This window comes from Melghirimyces algeriensis, assembly GCF_900182565.1.
Taxonomy (GTDB): Bacteria; Bacillota; Bacilli; order Thermoactinomycetales; family DSM-45169; genus Melghirimyces; species Melghirimyces algeriensis.
The window spans coordinates 522,103-542,490 of record NZ_FXTI01000001.1 but is presented as its reverse complement, the minus strand read 5'-3'; the positions used below and the strand labels follow the sequence as shown (position 1 = coordinate 542,490).

Below are 20,388 nucleotides of genomic sequence, written 5' to 3'. Positions count from 1 at the left end.
TTGGAATCGATCTTTACTACGGATTCCATTTCGGAACAGAATCCGGTGAAAATTCTATTTTTTATCACATCTTTCGCCTCTTTCACTATATCATACCTTCAGCAGGTCAAAATGAAGTCCGCAAGGCAAAAGAGGTACCCCGCGGACTTTTTAGACTACCTTTCGATCCAGTGATTTTTTTCATTGTGCAAAAAGTCATCCAAGGTTTTTTCCCCTTCGGTTTCTTCTTCCTGGGTGGTTTCGTCGTCTCCTTCTGCTCCATCCATTGAAGTGGGATCTTCCTCGATCTGAACACTGGACAAAGGAGAATGGTTCAGAGGGACTTCGTTTGTTTCCTCACTTTCCACATCCGTCTTTGGAATGATGGCCTTCTCCCCATCATCCTCCCTCTTTAATGACTCATGTAAATCTTCTTCCTTTTGTTTCAAAGGCTCGATTACTGCTACATTCCGAGACTGAGATGCATCCGTTTGGCAAGGAACAGCAATCCAAAACAGAAACCCTAAAACCGTAGATCCGGTCTGTGAGTCCAGCAACTGAATCCGAAGGGTAAAGGCATTGCTAACCCGGTTTTCCAAATGAATCTGGCAGGAAGGTTGATCGGTCATCGCCACAGGAACAAAATGGGAGTCAGGAAAAGGTTTATCCAAGGGAATTGTGATTAAAATTTCCGGCTCTTCTCTGCTGATCGTAAAAGGAGTTACACCGGAACGAACGGTGGCACTAAATAATGAGGATGGATTAAAGGACAGTTTTTCCGGTTGGATGGACCCATCAGCGATTTTTTCTGAGGTGATAGAATGATTTTCTATATGATGATTCTGAATCACTGTATCTCCGAGATGATTGGATGAAACCGACTTCTCTGTAAGATGAGCCTGATTAATGCTCCCTTTTCGAAGGTGCCTAGAATCAATAGCACCTTCAGCCACATGCTCCGAATCAACCGATTGGTCGGCCAAGTGCTCTCTTTTGACAGCTTTTTCGGCAATCTGTTCCCCATGAACACTTCCGGAGCAAAGATGGTTGTTGGAGATGTTTTTTTCAGCCACATGTTTCCCTGAGATCTGGTTGGCTTGGATGTGACGGGAGCAGATGGATTCATTCATGATTTTTTCCGATGTGACGGCATTGATGTCTAAATGTTGATTTTGCACAATATGATGCTGCAAGTGATAAGAGGCAACAGACTCTTTCCGCAGTTGCCGTTCTCCCACACTCTGGGGAGAGAGTTTATCCTCCGTAACGGATTCATCAGCCAACTTGGAGGTGGTAACCGACAGGTCGATCATTTTGTCTGTAGATACACATTCTGGAGAAAGTTTGGAAGTGGTTACGGAATGGTCAACCAGTTTGTTGCCAGTGATCGCATTCTCGGAAAGGTGCTGTTCCTTTACGGCATTGTTTTGAATATGCCGACTGTCCAGACATTGCATGCCGAGATGCTGCTCTCGAATCACCTGATCAGTCAGATGTTCCGGCCGGATACTTCCCAAATCAAGCATCTTGGATTGGATGGAACGTGGCGCCACTTTGTTTCGTGTGACTGCACCATCCCGAATATGTTCCTCTTTCACTGCCTGAGGAAGCAAGTGTTCTTCTCGGATGGATTTTTTCTTGATGGTTGAACTTCCAACTGAATTGGGTGCCAACTTTTTTTCCGTTACACTGTTGTGATGCAGATGATGGGAGTGTACGGATGAATCTTCCAGATGTTCCTCCCCGATGCTCCCGGAACGAATATGTTTGCTGTCGATGGCACCTTCAGCCAATTTTTGGTCTGTCACCGCTCGATTTTGCAGGTTTTCAGTAGCGACAGCTTTGCTGGCCAGTTTGGATTGATTGATGGCTTCATTCGCTAAATGATGGGTGGTGATCGATCCACTTTTGATCTTGTCCGCAGTAATGGCTGTATTTTCCAGATGTTCTTCTTGGATCTGTTCCGGTGCAATATGCCATGCATGGATGGAGCGATCTTTCAACTTGTGGCTGTCCACACTGCTGTCTTTTAAACAATCTCCTTCAATGCTATTGTCGGCAAAATGATCACCTTTGATTGCTTCTTTTTCAATTTGCTCCGATCCGACACATCCATCGGAAAGATGATGTCTTTTTACCGCTTTATCTGCCAGTTTGGACGATGTAACCGCATGACGGGAAAGTTTGGAAGTATTCACGCTCTCTTTTTTGAGATGCTTGCCTTCCACAGCTCCTGTTCGGATGCTGGAACTGTCCACACAGTTGTTTTCCAACTTTTCATGCGTGATCGACCGGTCTACAATATCTCCAGTGTAAATAAACGGTTTTTCAGAACGGCCCCCAACTCGGTTTCTTTTTAACTTTGCAATATCTTCGGAAACAGAGGGGTTTTTTCCCGGATCTTTTTTTTCATTTTTATCCGTATGATCCACCGACTGGTTGGAATGGAGTTCCTGTTGTTCTTCCCGGGTAATCTGGTCAAGGAGCCATTCGTCTTCGGGCTGAAATGTACGAGACAGAGTGCGCTTCCTTCTTCTTTTCCGGTTCAAACAGTCTCATCCTCTCTTTTACATAGTTACTCAAACATAGGTATATTCACCACATTGGATACCCGGAACGGCTGGATTAAAAATATGGGCCTCTTTCATATCCAATAGGAAACCGAATCAATCGATTACAATTTTTCAATGCCTTCCCGGTTGACACCCATAACTTTAACGTGTTAGAGTGATTACAATCTTTTTTGAAATACTGATCAGGAAAAGACAATGACGGAGCCAAGTGGCGAAAAACGGAACTGCAGAGAGCCGATGGTAGCTGCGAATCGGTGTTCCAACCGCTGCGGAGCACTCCTGAGTCATTCGGCTGAATCACAGTAGGTCGAATCGGTGAACCGTTATCCCAGGGTCTTCAATAGACCCAATGAGACTCCGGCTGTGAGGTCGGAGTGAATGAGGGTGGCAACACGGCCTTTCGTCCCTCACCGCTGGACAGTGGTGTGGGATGAAAGGCTTTTTTACATTTTACAGAGGAGGAGAGAAACCGTGTTAAAAGACAAATTTCGTCTTCAAATCCCTGGACCCACACCGATTCCCCCTCGGGTTCAGCAGGCGATGAATCGACCGATGATCGGTCATCGCGACCCGGATTGTTCCAAACTTGTACACAATCTGAGTCTTCGCCTTGGACCGGTGTTTGGAACTCAAAATCCCGTACTGATTTTGACTGGAAGTGGTACATCCGCCTTGGAAGCCGCTGCAGCCAACACCCTGACTGAAGGCGATGAAGCAGCAGTTATTGTAACTGGAGCTTTCGGGGATCGTTTTGCCAAAATCCTCAATTCCATGAATGTTCAAACCCATCGCTTGGATATTGAATGGGGAAAGGCGTGCCATCCAGAAGAATTAAAAACCTTTTTGAAAAAACATCCCAAAATCAAAGCCGTCTTTCTCACCTATTGCGAAACATCCACAGGCGTTTTAAATCCCATTAAAACACTAGCCGAAACGATCCGGGAACATACGGATGCCTTAACCATCGTGGATGGAGTCAGCTGTATCGGTGGTGTTCCGGCGGGTCTGGATGAGTGGGGGGTTGATATACTGGTCTCCGGTTCGCAGAAAGCATTGATGTTACCCGCCGGTCTCTCTTTTGCGGCTGTTGGCGAGCGAGCCTGGACAACAATTCAATCCAACTCCCATCCACGCTTTTACTTGGATTTTCGCAAATACCAAAACAGTCTGGAACAATCCACCACTCCATTCACTCCGGCAGTTTCCCTACTGTTTGGATTGGAGGAAGTTCTTGATATGTTGGAGGAAGAAGGCCTGGAGCATGTCTTTCATCGCCATCGCTTGATGCGAGACATGGCACGTGCAGGCGTTAAAGCCCTTGGTCTAGAGTTGCTGGCGAACCACCGAGATGCTTCCCCAACGGTGACATCCATTATGGGTGGAGAACAGTGGTCCGTCGAAAGCTTGCGTTCAGAACTCCGATATCTTGGATTGCGAGTGGCCGGTGGACAGCAACATTTGAAGGGGAAAATCTTCCGTATTGGACACATGGGTTATGCCGATCCATTGGATGTACTGACCGCTTTATCCGCATTAGAAGTTGCACTGGCACGGATCGGCGCCCCGGTTGAAACCGGAGCCGGCACCAAAGCAGCAGAGGAGGAATGGATTCGTGTTTCGCGTATTGATCACTGACCCTCTCAGCAAGCTGGGAATTGAACAGTTGTTGGATGCAACCGATGTAAAGGTCGTTCAAAAAACCGATTTATCCAAAGAAGAGCTACTGACTGAAATCGCTGATGCAGACGCCTTAATCGTCCGCAGTCAGACCCAGGTAACCGCCGAGCTTATCCAACATGCCAAAAAACTAAAGGTGATCGGACGTGCTGGGGTGGGAGTGGATAACATCGATATTCCCGCTGCCACTGCCCAGGGAATCATCGTCGTAAATGCCCCGGATGGCAATACCATTTCCACTGCGGAGCATACCTTTGCCATGTTGATTTCGTTGGCTCGAAACATTCCCCAGGGATACCGATCCATCGTTCGGGGAGAATGGAACCGAAAAGCGTATGTCGGAGTGGAATTAAACAACAAAACGCTCGGTATTCTCGGCCTGGGTAGAATCGGAACAGAGCTTGCCAAACGGGCTAGGGCTTTTCACATGAATGTCATGGCTTTTGATCCCTATCTCACAGAAGATCGGGCAAAAAAAATCGGTGTACAAAAAGCATCACTGGATCATGTCATCGCTGCATCCGACTTCATTACGGTTCACACTCCCCTTACAAAGGAAACCCGGCATCTGATCGATGCAAAAGCCTTCAGCCAGATGAAAAACGGTGTCCGTATACTCAACTGTGCGCGGGGCGGAATCATTGATGAAAATGCCTTGTTTGATGCGATCCAGAGTGGAAAGGTCGCTGGGGCTGCACTTGATGTCTTTGAAACCGAGCCACCCGGTGAGCATCCATTGTTCACCCTTCCACAAGTGATCGCCACTCCTCATCTGGGAGCGTCCACTCGCGAAGCTCAAGAAAATGTAGCCATCGATGTTTCCCAAGAGATTCTTCACATCCTCCGGGATGAACCGTTTAAAAATGCCGTTAATTTACCTTCTATACCGGCGGAACTTCAAGAAAAACTCCGTCCCTACCAAATCTTGGCCGAAAGGCTGGGCAGCTTCTCTATTCAATCGGCTGAAGGAGCTCTGGAGGAAATAACCATTACCTTTTCCGGAGAACTGGCTGAAATGGACACCGCTCCACTCAGCAGAATCATCCTGAAAGGAACACTGTCCCACTATTTGTCTGATGTGAACTACGTCAGTGCTCCCTATTTGGCCAAGGAACGGGGCATCAAGGTAACTGAGCAAAAAACTTCCCAAAGCCACGGCTTTACACATCTTATCCATGTGGGGATTCGAACCGATCAAGGAGAGTTTATAGTGTCCGGTACCCTCCTAAATGGCTTGGGGACAAGAATTGTAAAAATTGATCAATATCCGGTCGATGTCCAACCAGAAGGTCACCTGCTATTGATCCATCACTATGACCGTCCCGGTGCAATCGGCCGTGTAGGAACCATTCTGGGCGACCACGGCGTAAATATTGCCACTATGCAGGTTGGCAGGAAAAACATCGGCGGACGGGCGATTATGATGTTACATGTGGATAAACAAGTTTCAGAAACGTTATTGGAGTCATTGGAGGCATTGGATGAAATCCATCGAGTGACTGCAATCGACCTTTAATGTTGTTCACCGAAAAAACGTTTTATCTTACCAATATACCGGGTAAATGAACCATTGGGACGATACAACGAACGCAGGGGGTCGTTTTATGGCCGATTTGAAAGGAAAAACGGCGATTATCACCGGTGCCAGTAAAGGCTTGGGAGCAGCCCTGGCCCGGCGCTTTGTCGAAGGAGGTGCCCATGTCGCCATTGCTGCTCGCAGCAAGGCACAGTTGGAGAAACAGGCAAAAGAATACCCGGATCAAATCCTTCCGGTTCCCTGTGATGTCACCTGTTCGGATCAAGTGAAAACGTTGATTGAGAAAACAGTCAATCAGTTTGGTCAACTGGATATTTTGGTCAACAATGCGGGAATTGGACGTTTTGGAACAGTTCAGGATTTGTCGGAGGAAGATTGGGATCAAATGATGGATGTCAATTTGAAAGGAGCGTTTCTCACCTCCAAATTTGCCATTCCACATTTGCAACAAACAAAAGGACATATCGTCAATATCTCCAGTGTAGCCGGCACCGTCACTTTTCCCAAGGGAAGTGGCTATTGTGCTTCCAAATTTGGGTTAATGGCTTTGTCTGATGTTCTGAGTCAGGAGTTGAAAAAGGATGAAGTCAAAGTAAACACGATATGTCCTGGCTCCATCCAAACGGAATTTTTTGAGACCGCTCCATCATACGCCCTTACGGCAGAACAGGTGACTGAAGCCGTATGGCATATGGTAACCGCACCGGAAGGCGTAATCTACAATCAGATTATCATGCGTCCACAAGTTCCGCCTGAGTTGCAAAAATAAAAGAGAAACCCAAGTGACTCTTCACTTGGGTTTCTCTTGTTACGTTTTTTCTCTGTTGTCTAAAGGCATTTGTACCTGAAAACGCGTGCCTTCTCCCTCTTTGCTTCTCACATTAACAGATCCACCATGTGCTTCCACAATATGTTTCACAATTGCCAAGCCCAACCCGGTTCCGCTTTGCCCCCTGGTTCGGGCTTTATCCGCTTTGTAAAAGCGTTCAAAGATAAAGGGCAAGTCTTCTTCAGGAATTCCACTTCCCGTATCTTCCACTGTTAACTGAATCTCATTTTCTTCATCGACAACCGTGAGCTTAACCTCCCCGCCTTCCTGTGTATGACGGATCGCATTGTCGGTCAAATTGGTCAACACCTGCTCCACTTTGTCCTCATCCCACCAAGCCACAGGAAGTTGATTGGGAACCTCTACATTCAAACGGATTCCTTGTTCTTTGGCAATCGTATTAAATTTTCTTCCCACCCGGAGCACCAGGTCCGGAATATCCACCTTGGAAGGTTCCAATCGAATATGACCCGATTCCATTCTCGCCAGATCCAACAGTTCCCGAACCAAACGTCCCATGCGTAACGACTCATCATGAATCACTTGGGCAATTTCCTTCTGATCCTCCGGCGATGAGGCAACCCCATCCACCAATGCTTCACTGTAACCCTGCAACATGGACAGCGGTGTTCGAAGTTCATGGGAAACATTGGCTACAAAATCCTTGCGCAGCTTATCCATTCGCCGTTCCTCCGTCACATCCCGTAAAACAGCCACCGCTCCCCGGACTTGATTTTTTGCATATAAAGGAGTGATCACTAAAGCCCATATTCGGCCATGTACAGTAATATCATCAAATACCTCTTTCTCTTCCTCCAACACTTGGCAAAAATACTGATTCAACTGGGGAGGGAGTTCCGACTCTCCCCCTTCTTCATGCCACTCTTTCAAGAGTTGATCTGCAAGCGGATTGGTGACGATAATTTGCCCTTGCGCATTCATTGTAATCACACCGTCAGCCATACTGCGAAGAATGCTGGCCAGCGTTTCCTTCTCTTGTGATAACGCATAAACCGACTCTTCCAACTGGGCAGCCATTCGGTTAAAGGCCACTGCGAGATCACTCATTTCATCCCGTTCATGTGAACGAACGCGAACACGCGCTGAAAACTCCCCTTCAGCCATGCGTTCTGCCGCTCTTTTCATCTGAATCAACGGTTGCGTAATCCGGGTTGACAGGAAAAAGGCAAAAATCGTAGCCAGCACAATACCGATCACCGCAGAAATGAAGATCAGCTTTTTCACCTGATCTTCAGAAAGCTGTCCCTGCGTTCGGTACATGACGACAGCCCCGGTTACTTCCCCATTCTTCTTCAACGGAAGAGCCACCATCATCACTTCATCTTTAAACAAGGGGTACGGCGTCTCCCCTTCTTCTCCCACAATCACTCTTGTTCGCAGGGATTGTGGCTTTCCTTGCAATACCTGATCCACCTCTGTCTGCTCAAGAATATCCTGCCAAGGAATATCCGGAACGTTGGGGGAGGTTCCCAAAGGTTCTACAGATCCATCCGGACCGAGCACAATCGTATAGGTTTCATTCAATTCCGCCACTTTTAAAACCGAGCGGAGATAATCCGCCCGGTCTCCGTTCTCCGGTTGCTTCAGGGTATCCCGGACCAAATTAGCCAATTGCTCCATGTTTTTCAATTCTGCATTATAGTAGGTGGAGATAATCTGTTCAGATAAAAAAATACTGAGAACGACAAGCACCACAGCAACCAAACCAATAATTGTTAACCACAGCTTGCCAACAATACTTCGCCAGATCAATCCTTTGGCACCTCAAGTTTATAGCCGACTCCCCAAACGGTATGAATCATGGAGGCAGCCTCCGGGGAAGCACGGTTCAGCTTTTCCCGAAGCCGTTTAATATGGGTATCCACCGTCCGAAGATCACCAAAGAATTCATAGTGCCATACATCCTTGAGGAGCTCTTCCCTTGTGAACACTTTGTCCGGAGAAGAGGCCAGGTAATGAAGGAGTTCATATTCCTTTGGCGTCAGTGTCACTTCCACGCCATCTGCCCGGACTTCATGGGCATCATGGTCGATTGTAAGATTGGGGAAAACAATGACGTTATGTGTATCCACTTCCGTTGATAAAAAAGCTGTGGCGGAGGAGCGCCGGATTACGGCCTTGACGCGATGAACCAATTCCCTTGGACTGAAAGGTTTCACCACATAATCATCCGTTCCAACCTCAAACCCTTCCACCCGATTGGTTTCTTCTCCTCGCGCTGTCAACATAATTACCGGCGTGGCTTTTTTGTTTCGAATCTCCTGGCAAACTTCCAGTCCGTCCATACCAGGGAGCATTAAATCCAAAAGGATTAGATCATAATCGGTTTCAAGCGCTTTTGTCAACGCAGTTTCGCCGTCCTCTGCTTCATCGATCTGGTAGCCTTCCCGTTCCAAATACATACGTAACAGACGGCGAATTCGATCTTCGTCATCCACAACCAGAATTCGTTCCTGTAGTCCCACCCGATTCACCTCTCTGGTAAACAAACGTTAGAACAACTTGTATTATTATACCATATTCTGCTTACTTCATAATTACGCATAGGAGTGGAGCCCGGCAATGACCAAATTGACAAAGATGGTATTGATCAGGATGACCACAAATCCTCCCACAGCCATCCAGGAAGACTTCAAACCATGCCATCCTTTGGATAGACGAAAATGAAGATAGGCACTGTAAAACAGCCAGGTTACAAGCGCCCAGATTTCTTTGGGATCATTCCCCCAAAACCGCCCCCAAGCTTCATGGGCCCAGATCATGGCGAAAACCAGTCCACCCAGGGTAAAAATCGGATATCCGATGGCGATCGCCCGATAACTGATTTCATCCACTGTTTCCAGGTTGAGATGTTTCACCAAAGGATAAAGCATCTCATAGATCCGCTTGCGGATGGTGAGGCGCAACACGGTATACAGTAATAAGCCCGACAAGACCGACCAGATTACAGAATTCAGTTTCCTCGCCGCCTCTTTTCCCTCCATCCAGGAAGGGATTGCAAATAGCGGTTCCTTCATTCCCAGGAATGAATCAGCTTGCACCGTTTTTCCTTCATAAGGTCCTGCAATCGCAGGCATATGATATTCCTGAACGACCGCTTTCCCTTCAACACTGTGCCGGAAAGAGGCTTGATAGTCCATTGCCCCAAAAATAAAGGACGTTAATACAAATCCAACGACCATCAGAATGACAGCCATAATCACTTCCAGCCAAGTAGCTGTCCGCGACATACGGTTATCCCCAACCCATCGGATCAGATAAACCAAACCCGCCACAAAACCGACAGCCAGAGCTCCTTCTCCCAAAGCCACGGTCGTTACGTGAATATGAAGCCAATAACTTTGCAGAGCGGGAATCAAAGGCTCTACCTCTCGTGGAAAGACGGAAGCATATCCCAGCATAATGACTGACAACGGCATTACAAATGCTCCAAGCGTTACCGTTCGGTACAGGAAGAAAATCACGATAAACGACGCCACAATGGTAAAGCACAAAAAGGCGATAAACTCAAACATATTGCTTGTAAAATGGCCACCGATCATTACACGAACCACAATAAATACAACATGCAATGCTACCCCGATCATGGCCAAGACAATCCCCCGCCGTCCCCAGATCCGGGTATGAACCTCTTTTCCCACACGGGACCCTTTTCCTGTCACCGCTGTCACAAAGGCGATGGTGGACAGAAGGTAGCAGAAGAACGTGGTGAAAAGAGAGTACTCCATAAGCTGAACCATAATCCCATCCTCCTAACGTTGTTCAGGACTGAAAGACAGCGGATACTCTGCCTTCTTGGAAGCATCCTCCAATTCCCTTCTCAATCCGAACCAGTTTTTATTGGTATGAGCTCCAATGTATAACGTTCCTTCTTCCCAACGAACCCAGACCCTTCGATGATGCCAAAAGAAGCCCATGACCAGACCAATCATTGAAATGATTCCACCCAGAAAGATGATTGGAAGGCTTTTATCAACCCGAACCATCAATCCGGAAACATTGACGGTTTTCAACGTCTTTAGCTCCATCGCAAATCGGTTTTCTTTGTTTACGTCATCCAAATTTGTACCTGAAATCATCCAAGATTTTTCCGGTTTCTTTAGACCCGGAGCATTCACTTTAAAAATAAATGCGGGACGATTGGGATATTCCGACTTGGTGATCGGTATACTCACTTTTTTTCCGTTTTCCAGACGTTTATTCTCCAATGCAAAGTCAGGAAAATAATCCAGAACCGTCACCTTCAGCCCCTCTTTTAAACGGTACTCTTCTTTGGGGTCAAACAGATTTACCTTAAAGGTATCCACAATCCGGTCTTTTTTCTGATCCCTGACATTCAGGACAATCGCCCTCGTCTCCGTGCTGAAATCAGACTGAAACAGCTCTACATCATCGTATTTCATGGGATGATTGACAATAATGGACCCTTTTTTTACTTCTTTCAATTCTCCCGTATCCTTGTTTTTCTCATAAAGAACTGCCTGTGTCTCATACTTTTTCACGACATTCTGCCCATTTTTTGAGCCCATCGGTATTTCCTCGGAGTCGTAAAGTTCTGCCGACGCTTTCTTGTTCTCAATATAATAATTTAATCCAGGCAGTTTTTTTGTTTCCCCTTCCCGGACAAAAACCGTCTCATCCAGATACCAACCAGGGATCGAATGGCGCAATAATACACCGAAAAGAAACAGAATCAGACCGATATGATTAATATACGGACCCCAACGGCTGAAGCGCCCTTTTTCCGCCAGAATGGAATCGCCATCCCGACGGATGTTGTAATATTTTCGGCTTAATTGTTCTGCGAGCCGATCCAAGAGCGCTTCTTTCTCTTCACTGGATACTGTTTCCGTACGAGTGACTCGCTGGCGGGCAATAAACACCGGACTTTTCTTTACTTGCTGGTTTTTTAGCGCCTTGTAAAGAGGAAGTACCCGATCCAGACTGCATATGACCAAGGAGATCCCAATACTTGCCAGCAAAGCGATATATACAGGTGACTCGTATACATCGTATAAGCCAAGCTTGTAATATAGATCTCCCCAAAATCCATATTCTTGGGCATAATACACTTCTGGACGGTTGGAAGGAATAAATTGTTTTTGAGGAAAAACGGTCCCCAATGCAGAGAGCACCAATGTAATCAAGATCAACCAAATAGCCACTTTTACCGAGGAGAAAAAGTTCCATACCCGGTCAACTAACGAAGCCTTTTTTGTCTGAGATCGCCGGGCCTTACCTTCATAGCGCATATCCAATGGTTGATCCGGCCGATCGCCCCTTTCATCCAAAGGCTTTCCACAATGCTCGCACAAAACCGTACCAACAGGGTTATTGTGCCCGCATTCGCACTTGGTATTTTCCATCGTTTCACTCCCGTTCGGTCACCGTACTCATTTACATACCAATGAAAAAGAGCGTAACTCTTCGATACTATTATAACGTGGCTTCCAACCTCCATTAAAAAATCAGTTTGAAGATTGTTTGAAAGCTTTCCGGCAAAAAACTAGATGAATTGCTTTAATCGAGCTACTTCCCTTGCTTTCAATTCCCGATAACCTCCTGATGACAATCCATCTAACGTCAGAAAAGCCAGGCGAATCCGTTTTAAATGAATCACAGGATGGCCCACAGCATCACACATACGCCGCACCTGACGATTGCGTCCTTCATGTAGACTGAGTTCAATGAGGGACTCTCCCTTGAATGCTTTGATCATTCTGGCTTTGGCAGGTGCCGTCCAGCCGTCAGACAGCTTTACTCCTGACATCAGTCGCTGAAGATCCCTCTGCTTTGGAATCCCTTTTACGCGCGCCTGATACACTTTGTTCACTTCATGACGGGGATGCGTCAAGCCATGAGCCATTTCACCATCATTGGTTAAAAGGAGAAGTCCTTCCGTATCATAGTCAAGACGCCCTACCGGATATACCCGTTCTTTCACTTCCCGAAAAAAGTCGGCCACCACAGGTCTTCCTTTCGGATCAGACATACTGGTAATGACGCCTTTCGGCTTGTAAAAGAGAAAATATCGTTTATTTTCGGCGTGGATTTGAGAACCATTTACTTCAATCACATCAAAATCAGGATCTACTCGACGGCCCAATTCTGTCACCTTCTCCCCGTTTACCCGAACCCTCCCTTCCCTAATCCATTCCTCACTTTTTCGTCGGGATGCGATGCCTGCCTGAGCCATCACTTTTTGTAACCGTTCCATGATTTCACCTCATTCATCATCTTAACCATCTTGGAACAGGGATACAAGAAAAGCCACATGCTTTTCACAATCAAAGCGGACTCTCCCTACACAACAAAAACGGCTTCGTAATGACAACAAAGCCGCTCCCATATCAAGTACAGCTTCTTCCCTTAAATACCAAATACCCAGCAAACAATAAACCATGAAGCCAAAACTCCTGTCAAATCAGCCAGCAGGCCCACTTTAGCCGCATACAGAGAACGGCGAACCCCCACCGCTCCAAAATAGACCGTCAATACATACAACGTGGTATCGGTGCTTCCCTGCATCGTAGAAGCCATTCGTCCGAGGAAAGAATCCGGACCTTCCGTATGGAAAATACTCTCGGCAAATGCCAAGGCGCCGGTTCCAGTGATCGGCCGCAAAAGAGCAAGCGGAAGAATCTCTTCCGGAAAATGAATCCAACTGAAAAGCGGTCTACAGAGCCCCAGATAAAAATCAAGCGCCCCGGTTTCACGAAAGATGGAGACGGCCACCATCATACCGACCAAGTGAGGAATAATCTGTATGGCAGTGGGAAACCCTTCTTTTGCTCCCTCAATAAAACTTTCATAGACAGGAACGTTACGAAATGCGGCATAAAGCGGAATAAATGCCAAGACAGCCGGAATCATCACCTTGGATAGAAACAATACTGCATCGTACATCCGATCCCTCCTTACCGCACCTCTGGACCCTAAATTCTCTTTTTGGAGGCTTCCCGTCTACGAAACCAACGATCCAAAAGGATGGCCATGACGGTGGAACAACAGGTGGCAAATATGGTGGTTCCAATAATTTCTGTGGGATTGACTGACCCATATTCCATCCGAATTCCAATGATCGTCGTGGGGATCAGTGTTAAACTGGATGTATTCAAAGCCAACAATGTACACATTGCGGGTGTTGCTGTCTTTTTATCCGGATTTAACTTCTGAAGCTCCTCCATCGCTTTCAATCCCATCGGGGTAGCTGCATTTCCCAAACCAAACAGGTTGGCACTCATGTTGGACAGAATATAGCCCATAGCTGGGTGATCCCTTGGAATATTCGGAAAGAGAAAACGGGCCACTGGATGTAAAACAGAAGCCAATTTTTTTAATAATCCTGCATCTTGGGCGATTCGCATCATTCCCAACCAGAATACCAAAACACTGATCAAACCAATGCAAACAGCCACTCCTTCCTTTGCCCCTTTTAAAGCGGCCTGGGTTACCACATTCATCTCCCCCTGAACGATTCCAGCAATCACTCCGCTAAGGATCATAAATAGCCAAATATAGTTAACCACGTTTTATTCTCCTCTTTCAAAAACTGAAGCTAATAGATTGACCCACTCGTAAAACATCGTATCCTCTTGGGAATTTTGAACAACGACCTGTGTTTCCAGAGGAACTGAGCCAACCACTTGTCCGTCGATCAAGATGCGGGCAAAGCCTACCTGCACCCCTTCTTCCCGGACATTGGACAAAGGATGGGTAATGATCGGTTTCACGTTCACACGATCCCGTTCTTCTTTGGTAATGGGATAAGTAAAATGCCGGGAAGCCACCACTCGCATCTGTAGATTGTTGCTGTTTGAAACGGGTTTCATCACCTCTCCTTTGCTTACCAATTTTTCCTCTTGAAAATGATTGAAACCATACTCCAACAGATGCATGGAATCATTCCAATCATCAGGCGCATTCAGGGTAACAGTGGCAATCTGTCTTCCATCACGTGTCGCTGAAGAAACCAGCGTTCGTTTGGATCGTTTCGTATAGCCGGTTTTTACACCGTCTGCCCCCGGATAAAGACGAAGCATTTTATTTTTGTTGTACCACTTTCTCTTCCATTTCTCTTTCGGCCAAGGAACAGTAATCACACTAGATTGGACAATCTTTTGAAAAACGGGATTTTTCAAAGCATACGCCGCCAATTGTGCCATATCTTCTGCAGTGGAATAATGCTTTGAGCCATCCAAACCATGCGGGTTTTCAAAATGAGTATTCTCCATTCCCAAATAGCGTGCTTTTTCATTCATTTTGTAAACAAACCCTTCTACAGAACCGCCAATGTGCTCTGCAATGGCAACCGCAGCATCATTTCCGGAACGGAGCATCAACCCATACAACAGGTATTTCAGCGGGATGCTTTCCCCTTGCTTCAGATAGATGGATGACCCTTCAACTCCTTCTGCCCTGGAGCTTACTTTTACCTTTTGGTCCAAGTTCCCATGTTCAATCGCGATAATGGCTGTCATAATTTTGGTAATACTGGCAATCGGCATCCTTTTTCCAGCCTGTTTTTCAAACAGCATTCTACCCGACTTTACATCAATGACGGCTGCTGCTTTGGCACTTAATTCCGGCTGTGGCAATCCGTGATGCCCATAAACCTTTGAAGGGAAAATCGACCAACATCCAACGACACTGATGATAAGCAAAGAACGTATCCACCACATAACTTTTCCACCTTAGGGCTTGTTTGTACAATTTATATGCTGGAAAGACAAGGTTATGAAAAACACAAACAACACTGTTCCGTTGTTTTTCCAAGAACAGTGTTGTTTCTATATTTTCATCAGATTTCCGTATCGTTTTTTTGCTTGCAAGGATCTTTTTCCTGTCCCTTTTTTGTAAGTTGCTGAAGTCGCTCCATTAAATTGGGAGCCAGATCCAACAGACGATCAAACATATGAGTATTGCCATCCATATTTAACATGCGAATCCCTTTCTCATTTACAACCAAAAAGCCTATAGGAGTAATGGAAACACCACCCCCACTACCTCCTCCAAACGGTAACTCCGGTGGTTCGTCATTTCTCCGTTTTGGGCTTTCATCCATCCCATCCGCTTTGACCCCATGAAATTCACTGCCTCCCGCCGCAAAACCAAAACCTACTCTGGAAACGGGAATGATCACACTTCCGTCCGGTGTCTCCACTGGATCACCAATAATCGTGTTCACATCCACCATTTCTTTGATATTTTCCATGGCAGTGGTCATCAGGCCTTGAATTGGGTGCTCTGCCAACCTTCTTCACCCCCTTTGTTATTTCGCACAAATCGAATCAACAGGCGAATAACAGCAACTATAGCGTACCCGATCCGGAAACGGATTATACTGTCCAATGTGGTTTCCACTTTGTCATTGTTAAAGAGGGGTTGAACATTTAAACGGGGGGGACAAGCCCAACGAATATAAGACCCTGCAAACCCGACCAAACTCGTTTTGACTCCCCAGATCACTCCTGTAAGGACACCGGTGGAAGCCGCATCTCCTGTTCCCACAGATGTATCCCACCTTAGCCGTTCACACACGACATGTCGGAGAAATCGACGGCTAACTTCCAATGTAATATGATTAAAGGAGGCGATTTGTCGGCGTATACGGGATAATTTCGCTCGAAACTGTTTGATATTTTTGAGGCTGATCCTTCCCTTTTTTTTTGCATCAGATACTTGACGGGTATCCTGTTCCCGCCAAAAAGAGACTCCGGTTTGATCCAATCGGAAGGAAGGCAACGTCGACTTAAAACGGATCAGCCCCCAGAATAGCCGAACATACACCTCTAAGTGATCCTTTTCCTCTTTTCTCCAGTACCGTACTTGAATCCGAACTGAAGTAAGCGGAAAGATCATCAGTATGATAAGAATCGCTCCGAGAAGAAGTTTCCAGATCACATCCATCACCCATCCGGCGATACCTGTTCCAATATCTGATATTATCGTCTGTTCTTCCCCCAAACATACTAAAAAACCGCGGGAATCACCCGCGGAAAATCAAATATTGGATTCATCTTCATCTATAGGAGCATCATCCACTGACTCTTCTGCAGCTAAAGGGTCCACACCCAGGCGTTCATAAAGTTCATTTTTCTCTCGCTCCCACTCTGCCCATTCAAAGATAGAATCCGCCGGTGGAAGTTCCTTTAAGCTCGTCAATCCGAAATAATCAAGAAATTCACGGGTCGTTCCATACAGAATGGGCCGACCCACTCCTTCCGCTCTTCCAACTTCCCGAATCAGACCTTTTCGCTTTAAATAGTAGATCGCCTTTTCACTTTTTACCCCCCGAATCTCCTCCAACTCCGCCCGGATAATGGGTTGACGGTATGCAATAATTGCCAATGTCTCCAAAGCCGCACGGGAAAGTCGGGAACGAGAGGGGGATTTGGCCAACTGTTCAAAATAAGTACGGTGTTCTGGAAGCGTCGTCAATTGGTAGACCTGAGCCACTTCCACAATCTGAATCCCCCGGCCCGCCGTCTTCCAATCCTCTTTCATCTCATTTAACAGTTTTCGTACTTCTCTGGTATTCACTCCGGTTACTTCTGCAATTTCCGCCGGACGAAGTCCGTCCTCCCCAGCTGCAAACAGAAGACCTTCAATAACCGGCTTCAGCTGTTGGCTGTCCAGTCTCCTCTCCTCCTTCCTCTGAAAAAGCTTCCACGCGGATATCCTCAAATAATTCTCCCTGCTGGATACGAATCCGCCTTAATTTTAACAACTCCAACAGGGCCAAAAAGGTAGTAACGACCCTTTCCCTGGTGATGCGGTTCCAATGAAGCAGCTCAGAAAAGTGGACCTGCCCTTTTTGTAACAAAAAACTGTGAATTTCCTCCATGCGGTCACTCACAGAAACCTCTTCACGGGTCATGTGAGTCAGAGATTCTTCCTCTTCCTCCTGTTCTGCCATGACATCAACAAATATCTGAAGAAGATCATCCGGTGTGATTCCTTCCAATGGATTTTCTTCCGGAACATAAGGAGTAAAGTCCATCGGCATCCGAGTGTAGACCTGACTTCTCTGTTCTTCACGTTCTCGCAATGTATCCGCGAGACGTTTATACCGTTTGTATTCCAACAGCCGCTGAATCAGTTCTTCCCTGGGATCAAAACCTTCTTCATCCTCCAGTACTTCTGAAACATCAGCAGGTTCCGGCCTGGGAAGGAGCATTTGACTTTTGATCGAAAGCAGTGTAGCGGCCATCACAAGAAATTCACTGGCAATCTCCAATCGAAATTCTTGCATCGCTTCTAAATATTCCATATATTGATCTGTAATTCGGGAAATGGGGATATCGCATACATCCAATTCGGATGTATCAATCAGATGAAGGAGGAGATCCAGCGGTCCTTCAAACATATCCAACTTAATATTCATTTTCATGCCGCTTGTCTCCCTTTCCACTCATTTAATTGTCCCAAGCCTGCTTCAATGAGCGTTGCAAATTGGCGGTTTCGATCGCGGACATGGCTGCCTCCCAGCCCTTGTTTCCCGCTTTGGTTCCGGCACGTTCTATCGCCTGCTCAATGGTGTCCACCGTAATCACCCCAAAAATCACCGGAAGGGAATGTTTAAGAGATGCGGCAGCAATTCCTTTAGCCGATTCACCACACACATAATCAAAGTGGGGTGTAGAGCCACGAATCACTGCACCTAGAGCAATCACTGCATCATACTTTTTAGACCCGGCCATTTGATCCGCAATCAGGGGAATCTCAAATGCGCCCGGCACCCAAGCCACATCAACCCCTTGTTCATTTACTCCATGTCGTCTTAAGGCATCTTTGGCTCCTTCCAACAATTTGGAAGTAATCAATTCATTAAACCGGCTCACCACAATACCAAATGAAAGACCTTCTCCGGTCAAATTCCCTTCAAAAATTCTGCCCATATTTCTCTCTCCTTTTTGACTAGAAATGAAGCATATGTCCCAGTTTGCTCTGTTTCGTCCTTAAGTACTTTTCGTTATCCGGAATCACTGGCATTTGGATCGGCAGTACTTCCGTCACTTCCAGGCCATAACCTTTCAATCCTTTGATTTTGCGTGGGTTATTTGTCAACAGACGCATCTTACGAACACCGAGATCCCTCAGTATCTGGGCACCGATTCCATAATCTCTGAGATCCGAACGAAACCCCAGTTTCTGGTTGGCCTCTACCGTATCCAATCCCTCTTCCTGCAACTTGTAAGCCTTCAGTTTGTTTAGAAGCCCAATCCCCCGACCTTCCTGCCGCATATAGAGAAGCACTCCTGTTCCTTCCCTTTCAATTTGTTGAAGTGCTGCATGAAGTTGGGGTCCACAGTCACAACGGTGGGAACCAAATACATCCCCTGTCAGACATTCCGAATGAACGCGAACCATTACCGGTTTTTCCGGATCAATCTTGCCTTTTACCAAGGCAACATGCTCCTTGTCATCCACTTCATTTTGATAGCCGCATGCCGTAAACTCCCCAAACTCGGTCGGAAGACGTGTGGACACCACCCGCTCCACCAATTGATCCTTTCGGTTGCGGTAATGGATCAGATCTTGGATGGTAATGATTTTAAGATCTTCTTTTTTTGCAATCTCCATTAAATCCGGAACCCGTGCCATTTCTCCATTTTCTTTGATCACTTCACAGATGACAGCAGCAGGATACGCTCCGCATAACCGTGCAAGATCCACTCCCGCTTCGGTATGCCCCGCCCGCCGAAGAACCCCTCCTTCCTTGGCGACCAAAGGAAAGATATGACCAGGACGACGAAAATCTTCACCGCAGGCATCGGGATCAATCAAAGACTTTACCGTTTTGGAACGCTCATGTGCAGAAATGCCCGTTGTACAGTCTACACTATCCACGGATACCGTAAAAGCCGTCTCGTGGGCTTCCGTATTCTTTTGAACCATCAGGGGCAAATCTAATTCCTTGGCCCGACTTTCCGTAATGGGAACACATACCAACCCCCGTCCATGTTTAATCATAAAATTAATGGCTTCGGGAGAGGCTTTCTCGGCCAGAACAACAAAATCTCCTTCATTCTCCCGGTCTTCATCATCCACCACAATAATAATTTGCCCTTCCATTAAGGCATAGATCGCTTCTTCAATGGAATGAAACCCAGACATACATCACACCTCCTTATGAAAAACCATGTTTTCTTAAAACATTTTCGGTAACTCCAACCGATGAATAACCGTGTGCCAGCTTGGCAACATATTTACCCACCAAGTCACATTCAATATTGACTGAATCGCCCGTTCGAGCTTCTTTCAGTTGTGTAGCCTCAAGGGTATGTGGAATGATTGAAACGGAAAAAGATTCTGATTCGACCTTTACAATGGTCAAGCTGATCCCATTCACTGCCACAGATCCTTGATCCACCATCCAGTCTGTGAGCTCTTCTGGAACCTGGATCGTAAACAGAACCGCATTATCATATGGAATCCGGGAAAGAATCTTTCCCTCACCGTCCACATGTCCCTGAACAAAGTGCCCTCCCATCCGCTCACCCACAGCCAGCGCGCGTTCCAAGTTTACAAGGGAACGCGGACTCAGGCTTTTGAAATTTGTTTTCTTAACCGTCTCCGGCATAATATCTGCTGTAAAAAAATCGGAACCAAATGATGTCACTGTTAAACAGACACCATTAACCGCAATACTGTCCCCTTTCTTTAAGCCCTTCAATATTTGGTGACACGTAACGGTAACCTTCATGGCATTGCCGGTACGATGCATCGAACGAATGGACCCCACCTCTTCCACCAAACCGGTAAACATC

General features: G+C 46.5%; 19 protein-coding genes and 1 other annotated feature. Of the genes, 3 read left to right on the top strand and 16 right to left on the bottom strand.

Annotated elements, in window-relative coordinates; genetic code table 11:
- Window positions 1-155: 155 nt before the first annotated feature.
- Window positions 156-2,528 (bottom strand): WIAG-tail domain, encoded by a 2,373-nt coding sequence (locus tag FN782_RS02540; RefSeq protein WP_142504185.1) that lies wholly within the window; start codon window positions 2,526-2,528, stop codon window positions 156-158.
- Between the two features lie 210 nt (window positions 2,529-2,738).
- Window positions 2,739-2,963, top strand: a binding site (T-box leader).
- 60 nt (window positions 2,964-3,023) lie between these two features.
- Here FN782_RS02540 and FN782_RS02535 point away from each other — a divergent pair.
- The 3 genes from FN782_RS02535 (at window position 3,024) to FN782_RS02525 (ending at window position 6,535) form a co-directional block, all read left to right on the top strand.
- On the top strand, window positions 3,024-4,187 hold the full coding sequence (locus tag FN782_RS02535) for a pyridoxal-phosphate-dependent aminotransferase family protein (RefSeq protein ID WP_142504184.1): 1,164 nt from the start codon (window positions 3,024-3,026) through the stop codon (window positions 4,185-4,187).
- A complete protein-coding gene (serA, locus tag FN782_RS02530) occupies window positions 4,165-5,745 on the top strand; it encodes a phosphoglycerate dehydrogenase (protein WP_142504183.1) in 1,581 nt (526 codons plus the stop codon). The genes FN782_RS02535 and serA overlap by 23 nt, the downstream gene beginning before the upstream one ends.
- Window positions 5,746-5,833: 88 nt before the next feature.
- Window positions 5,834-6,535 (top strand): SDR family oxidoreductase, encoded by a 702-nt coding sequence (locus tag FN782_RS02525; protein ID WP_185955988.1) that lies wholly within the window; start codon window positions 5,834-5,836, stop codon window positions 6,533-6,535.
- Between the two features lie 39 nt (window positions 6,536-6,574).
- On the opposite strand, the gene FN782_RS02520 is transcribed toward FN782_RS02525, so the two are convergent.
- The 15 genes from FN782_RS02520 to ribE form a co-directional block, all read right to left on the bottom strand.
- Entirely contained in the window at window positions 6,575-8,368 is a 1,794-nt protein-coding gene (locus tag FN782_RS02520) for an ATP-binding protein (protein ID WP_246064815.1), read from the bottom strand.
- Window positions 8,365-9,090, bottom strand: coding sequence for a response regulator transcription factor (locus FN782_RS02515; protein ID WP_425462674.1), 726 nt, complete (start codon window positions 9,088-9,090; stop codon window positions 8,365-8,367). Before FN782_RS02515 ends, FN782_RS02520 begins: the two co-directional genes overlap by 4 nt.
- 63 nt (window positions 9,091-9,153) lie before the next feature.
- Window positions 9,154-10,356 (bottom strand): c-type cytochrome biogenesis protein CcsB, encoded by a 1,203-nt coding sequence (ccsB, locus tag FN782_RS02510; protein ID WP_142504180.1) that lies wholly within the window; start codon window positions 10,354-10,356, stop codon window positions 9,154-9,156.
- Between the two features lie 12 nt (window positions 10,357-10,368).
- A complete protein-coding gene (resB, locus tag FN782_RS02505; RefSeq protein WP_142504179.1) occupies window positions 10,369-11,982 on the bottom strand; it encodes a cytochrome c biogenesis protein ResB in 1,614 nt (537 codons plus the stop codon).
- A 140-nt stretch (window positions 11,983-12,122) separates the two neighbouring features.
- A complete protein-coding gene (locus FN782_RS02500; RefSeq protein WP_142504178.1) occupies window positions 12,123-12,833 on the bottom strand; it encodes a pseudouridine synthase in 711 nt (236 codons plus the stop codon).
- Window positions 12,834-12,985: 152 nt separating this feature from the next.
- Window positions 12,986-13,522: a spore maturation protein gene (locus tag FN782_RS02495; protein ID WP_142504177.1), complete on the bottom strand. Its 537-nt coding sequence runs from the start codon at window positions 13,520-13,522 to the stop codon at window positions 12,986-12,988.
- Window positions 13,523-13,551: 29 nt separating this feature from the next.
- A complete protein-coding gene (locus tag FN782_RS02490) occupies window positions 13,552-14,145 on the bottom strand; it encodes a nucleoside recognition domain-containing protein (protein ID WP_142504176.1) in 594 nt (197 codons plus the stop codon).
- A 3-nt stretch (window positions 14,146-14,148) separates the two neighbouring features.
- Complete coding sequence (locus FN782_RS02485) at window positions 14,149-15,297, bottom strand: D-alanyl-D-alanine carboxypeptidase family protein (RefSeq protein WP_142504175.1); 1,149 nt, start codon at window positions 15,295-15,297, stop codon at window positions 14,149-14,151.
- Between the two features lie 119 nt (window positions 15,298-15,416).
- Window positions 15,417-15,869 carry a GerW family sporulation protein gene (gene ytfJ / locus FN782_RS02480; RefSeq protein ID WP_142504174.1) on the bottom strand — a complete coding sequence of 151 codons (453 nt, stop codon included), beginning with the start codon at window positions 15,867-15,869 and terminating at the stop codon, window positions 15,417-15,419.
- Window positions 15,842-16,519, bottom strand: coding sequence for a DUF2953 domain-containing protein (locus FN782_RS02475; protein ID WP_185955987.1), 678 nt, complete (start codon window positions 16,517-16,519; stop codon window positions 15,842-15,844). Before FN782_RS02475 ends, ytfJ begins: the two co-directional genes overlap by 28 nt.
- 99 nt (window positions 16,520-16,618) lie before the next feature.
- A complete protein-coding gene (gene scpB, locus FN782_RS02470; RefSeq protein ID WP_142504312.1) occupies window positions 16,619-17,254 on the bottom strand; it encodes an SMC-Scp complex subunit ScpB in 636 nt (211 codons plus the stop codon).
- Window positions 17,223-18,008 (bottom strand): segregation and condensation protein A, encoded by a 786-nt coding sequence (locus FN782_RS02465; RefSeq protein ID WP_142504172.1) that lies wholly within the window; start codon window positions 18,006-18,008, stop codon window positions 17,223-17,225. The genes scpB and FN782_RS02465 overlap by 32 nt, the downstream gene beginning before the upstream one ends.
- Window positions 18,009-18,033: 25 nt before the next feature.
- Window positions 18,034-18,516, bottom strand: coding sequence for a 6,7-dimethyl-8-ribityllumazine synthase (gene ribH / locus FN782_RS02460; protein WP_142504171.1), 483 nt, complete (start codon window positions 18,514-18,516; stop codon window positions 18,034-18,036).
- Between the two features lie 19 nt (window positions 18,517-18,535).
- Window positions 18,536-19,735 carry a bifunctional 3,4-dihydroxy-2-butanone-4-phosphate synthase/GTP cyclohydrolase II gene (locus tag FN782_RS02455; RefSeq protein WP_142504170.1) on the bottom strand — a complete coding sequence of 400 codons (1,200 nt, stop codon included), beginning with the start codon at window positions 19,733-19,735 and terminating at the stop codon, window positions 18,536-18,538.
- Between the two features lie 13 nt (window positions 19,736-19,748).
- Window positions 19,749-20,387 carry a riboflavin synthase gene (ribE, locus tag FN782_RS02450; protein ID WP_142504169.1) on the bottom strand — a complete coding sequence of 213 codons (639 nt, stop codon included), beginning with the start codon at window positions 20,385-20,387 and terminating at the stop codon, window positions 19,749-19,751.
- Window position 20,388 lies beyond the last annotated feature (1 nt).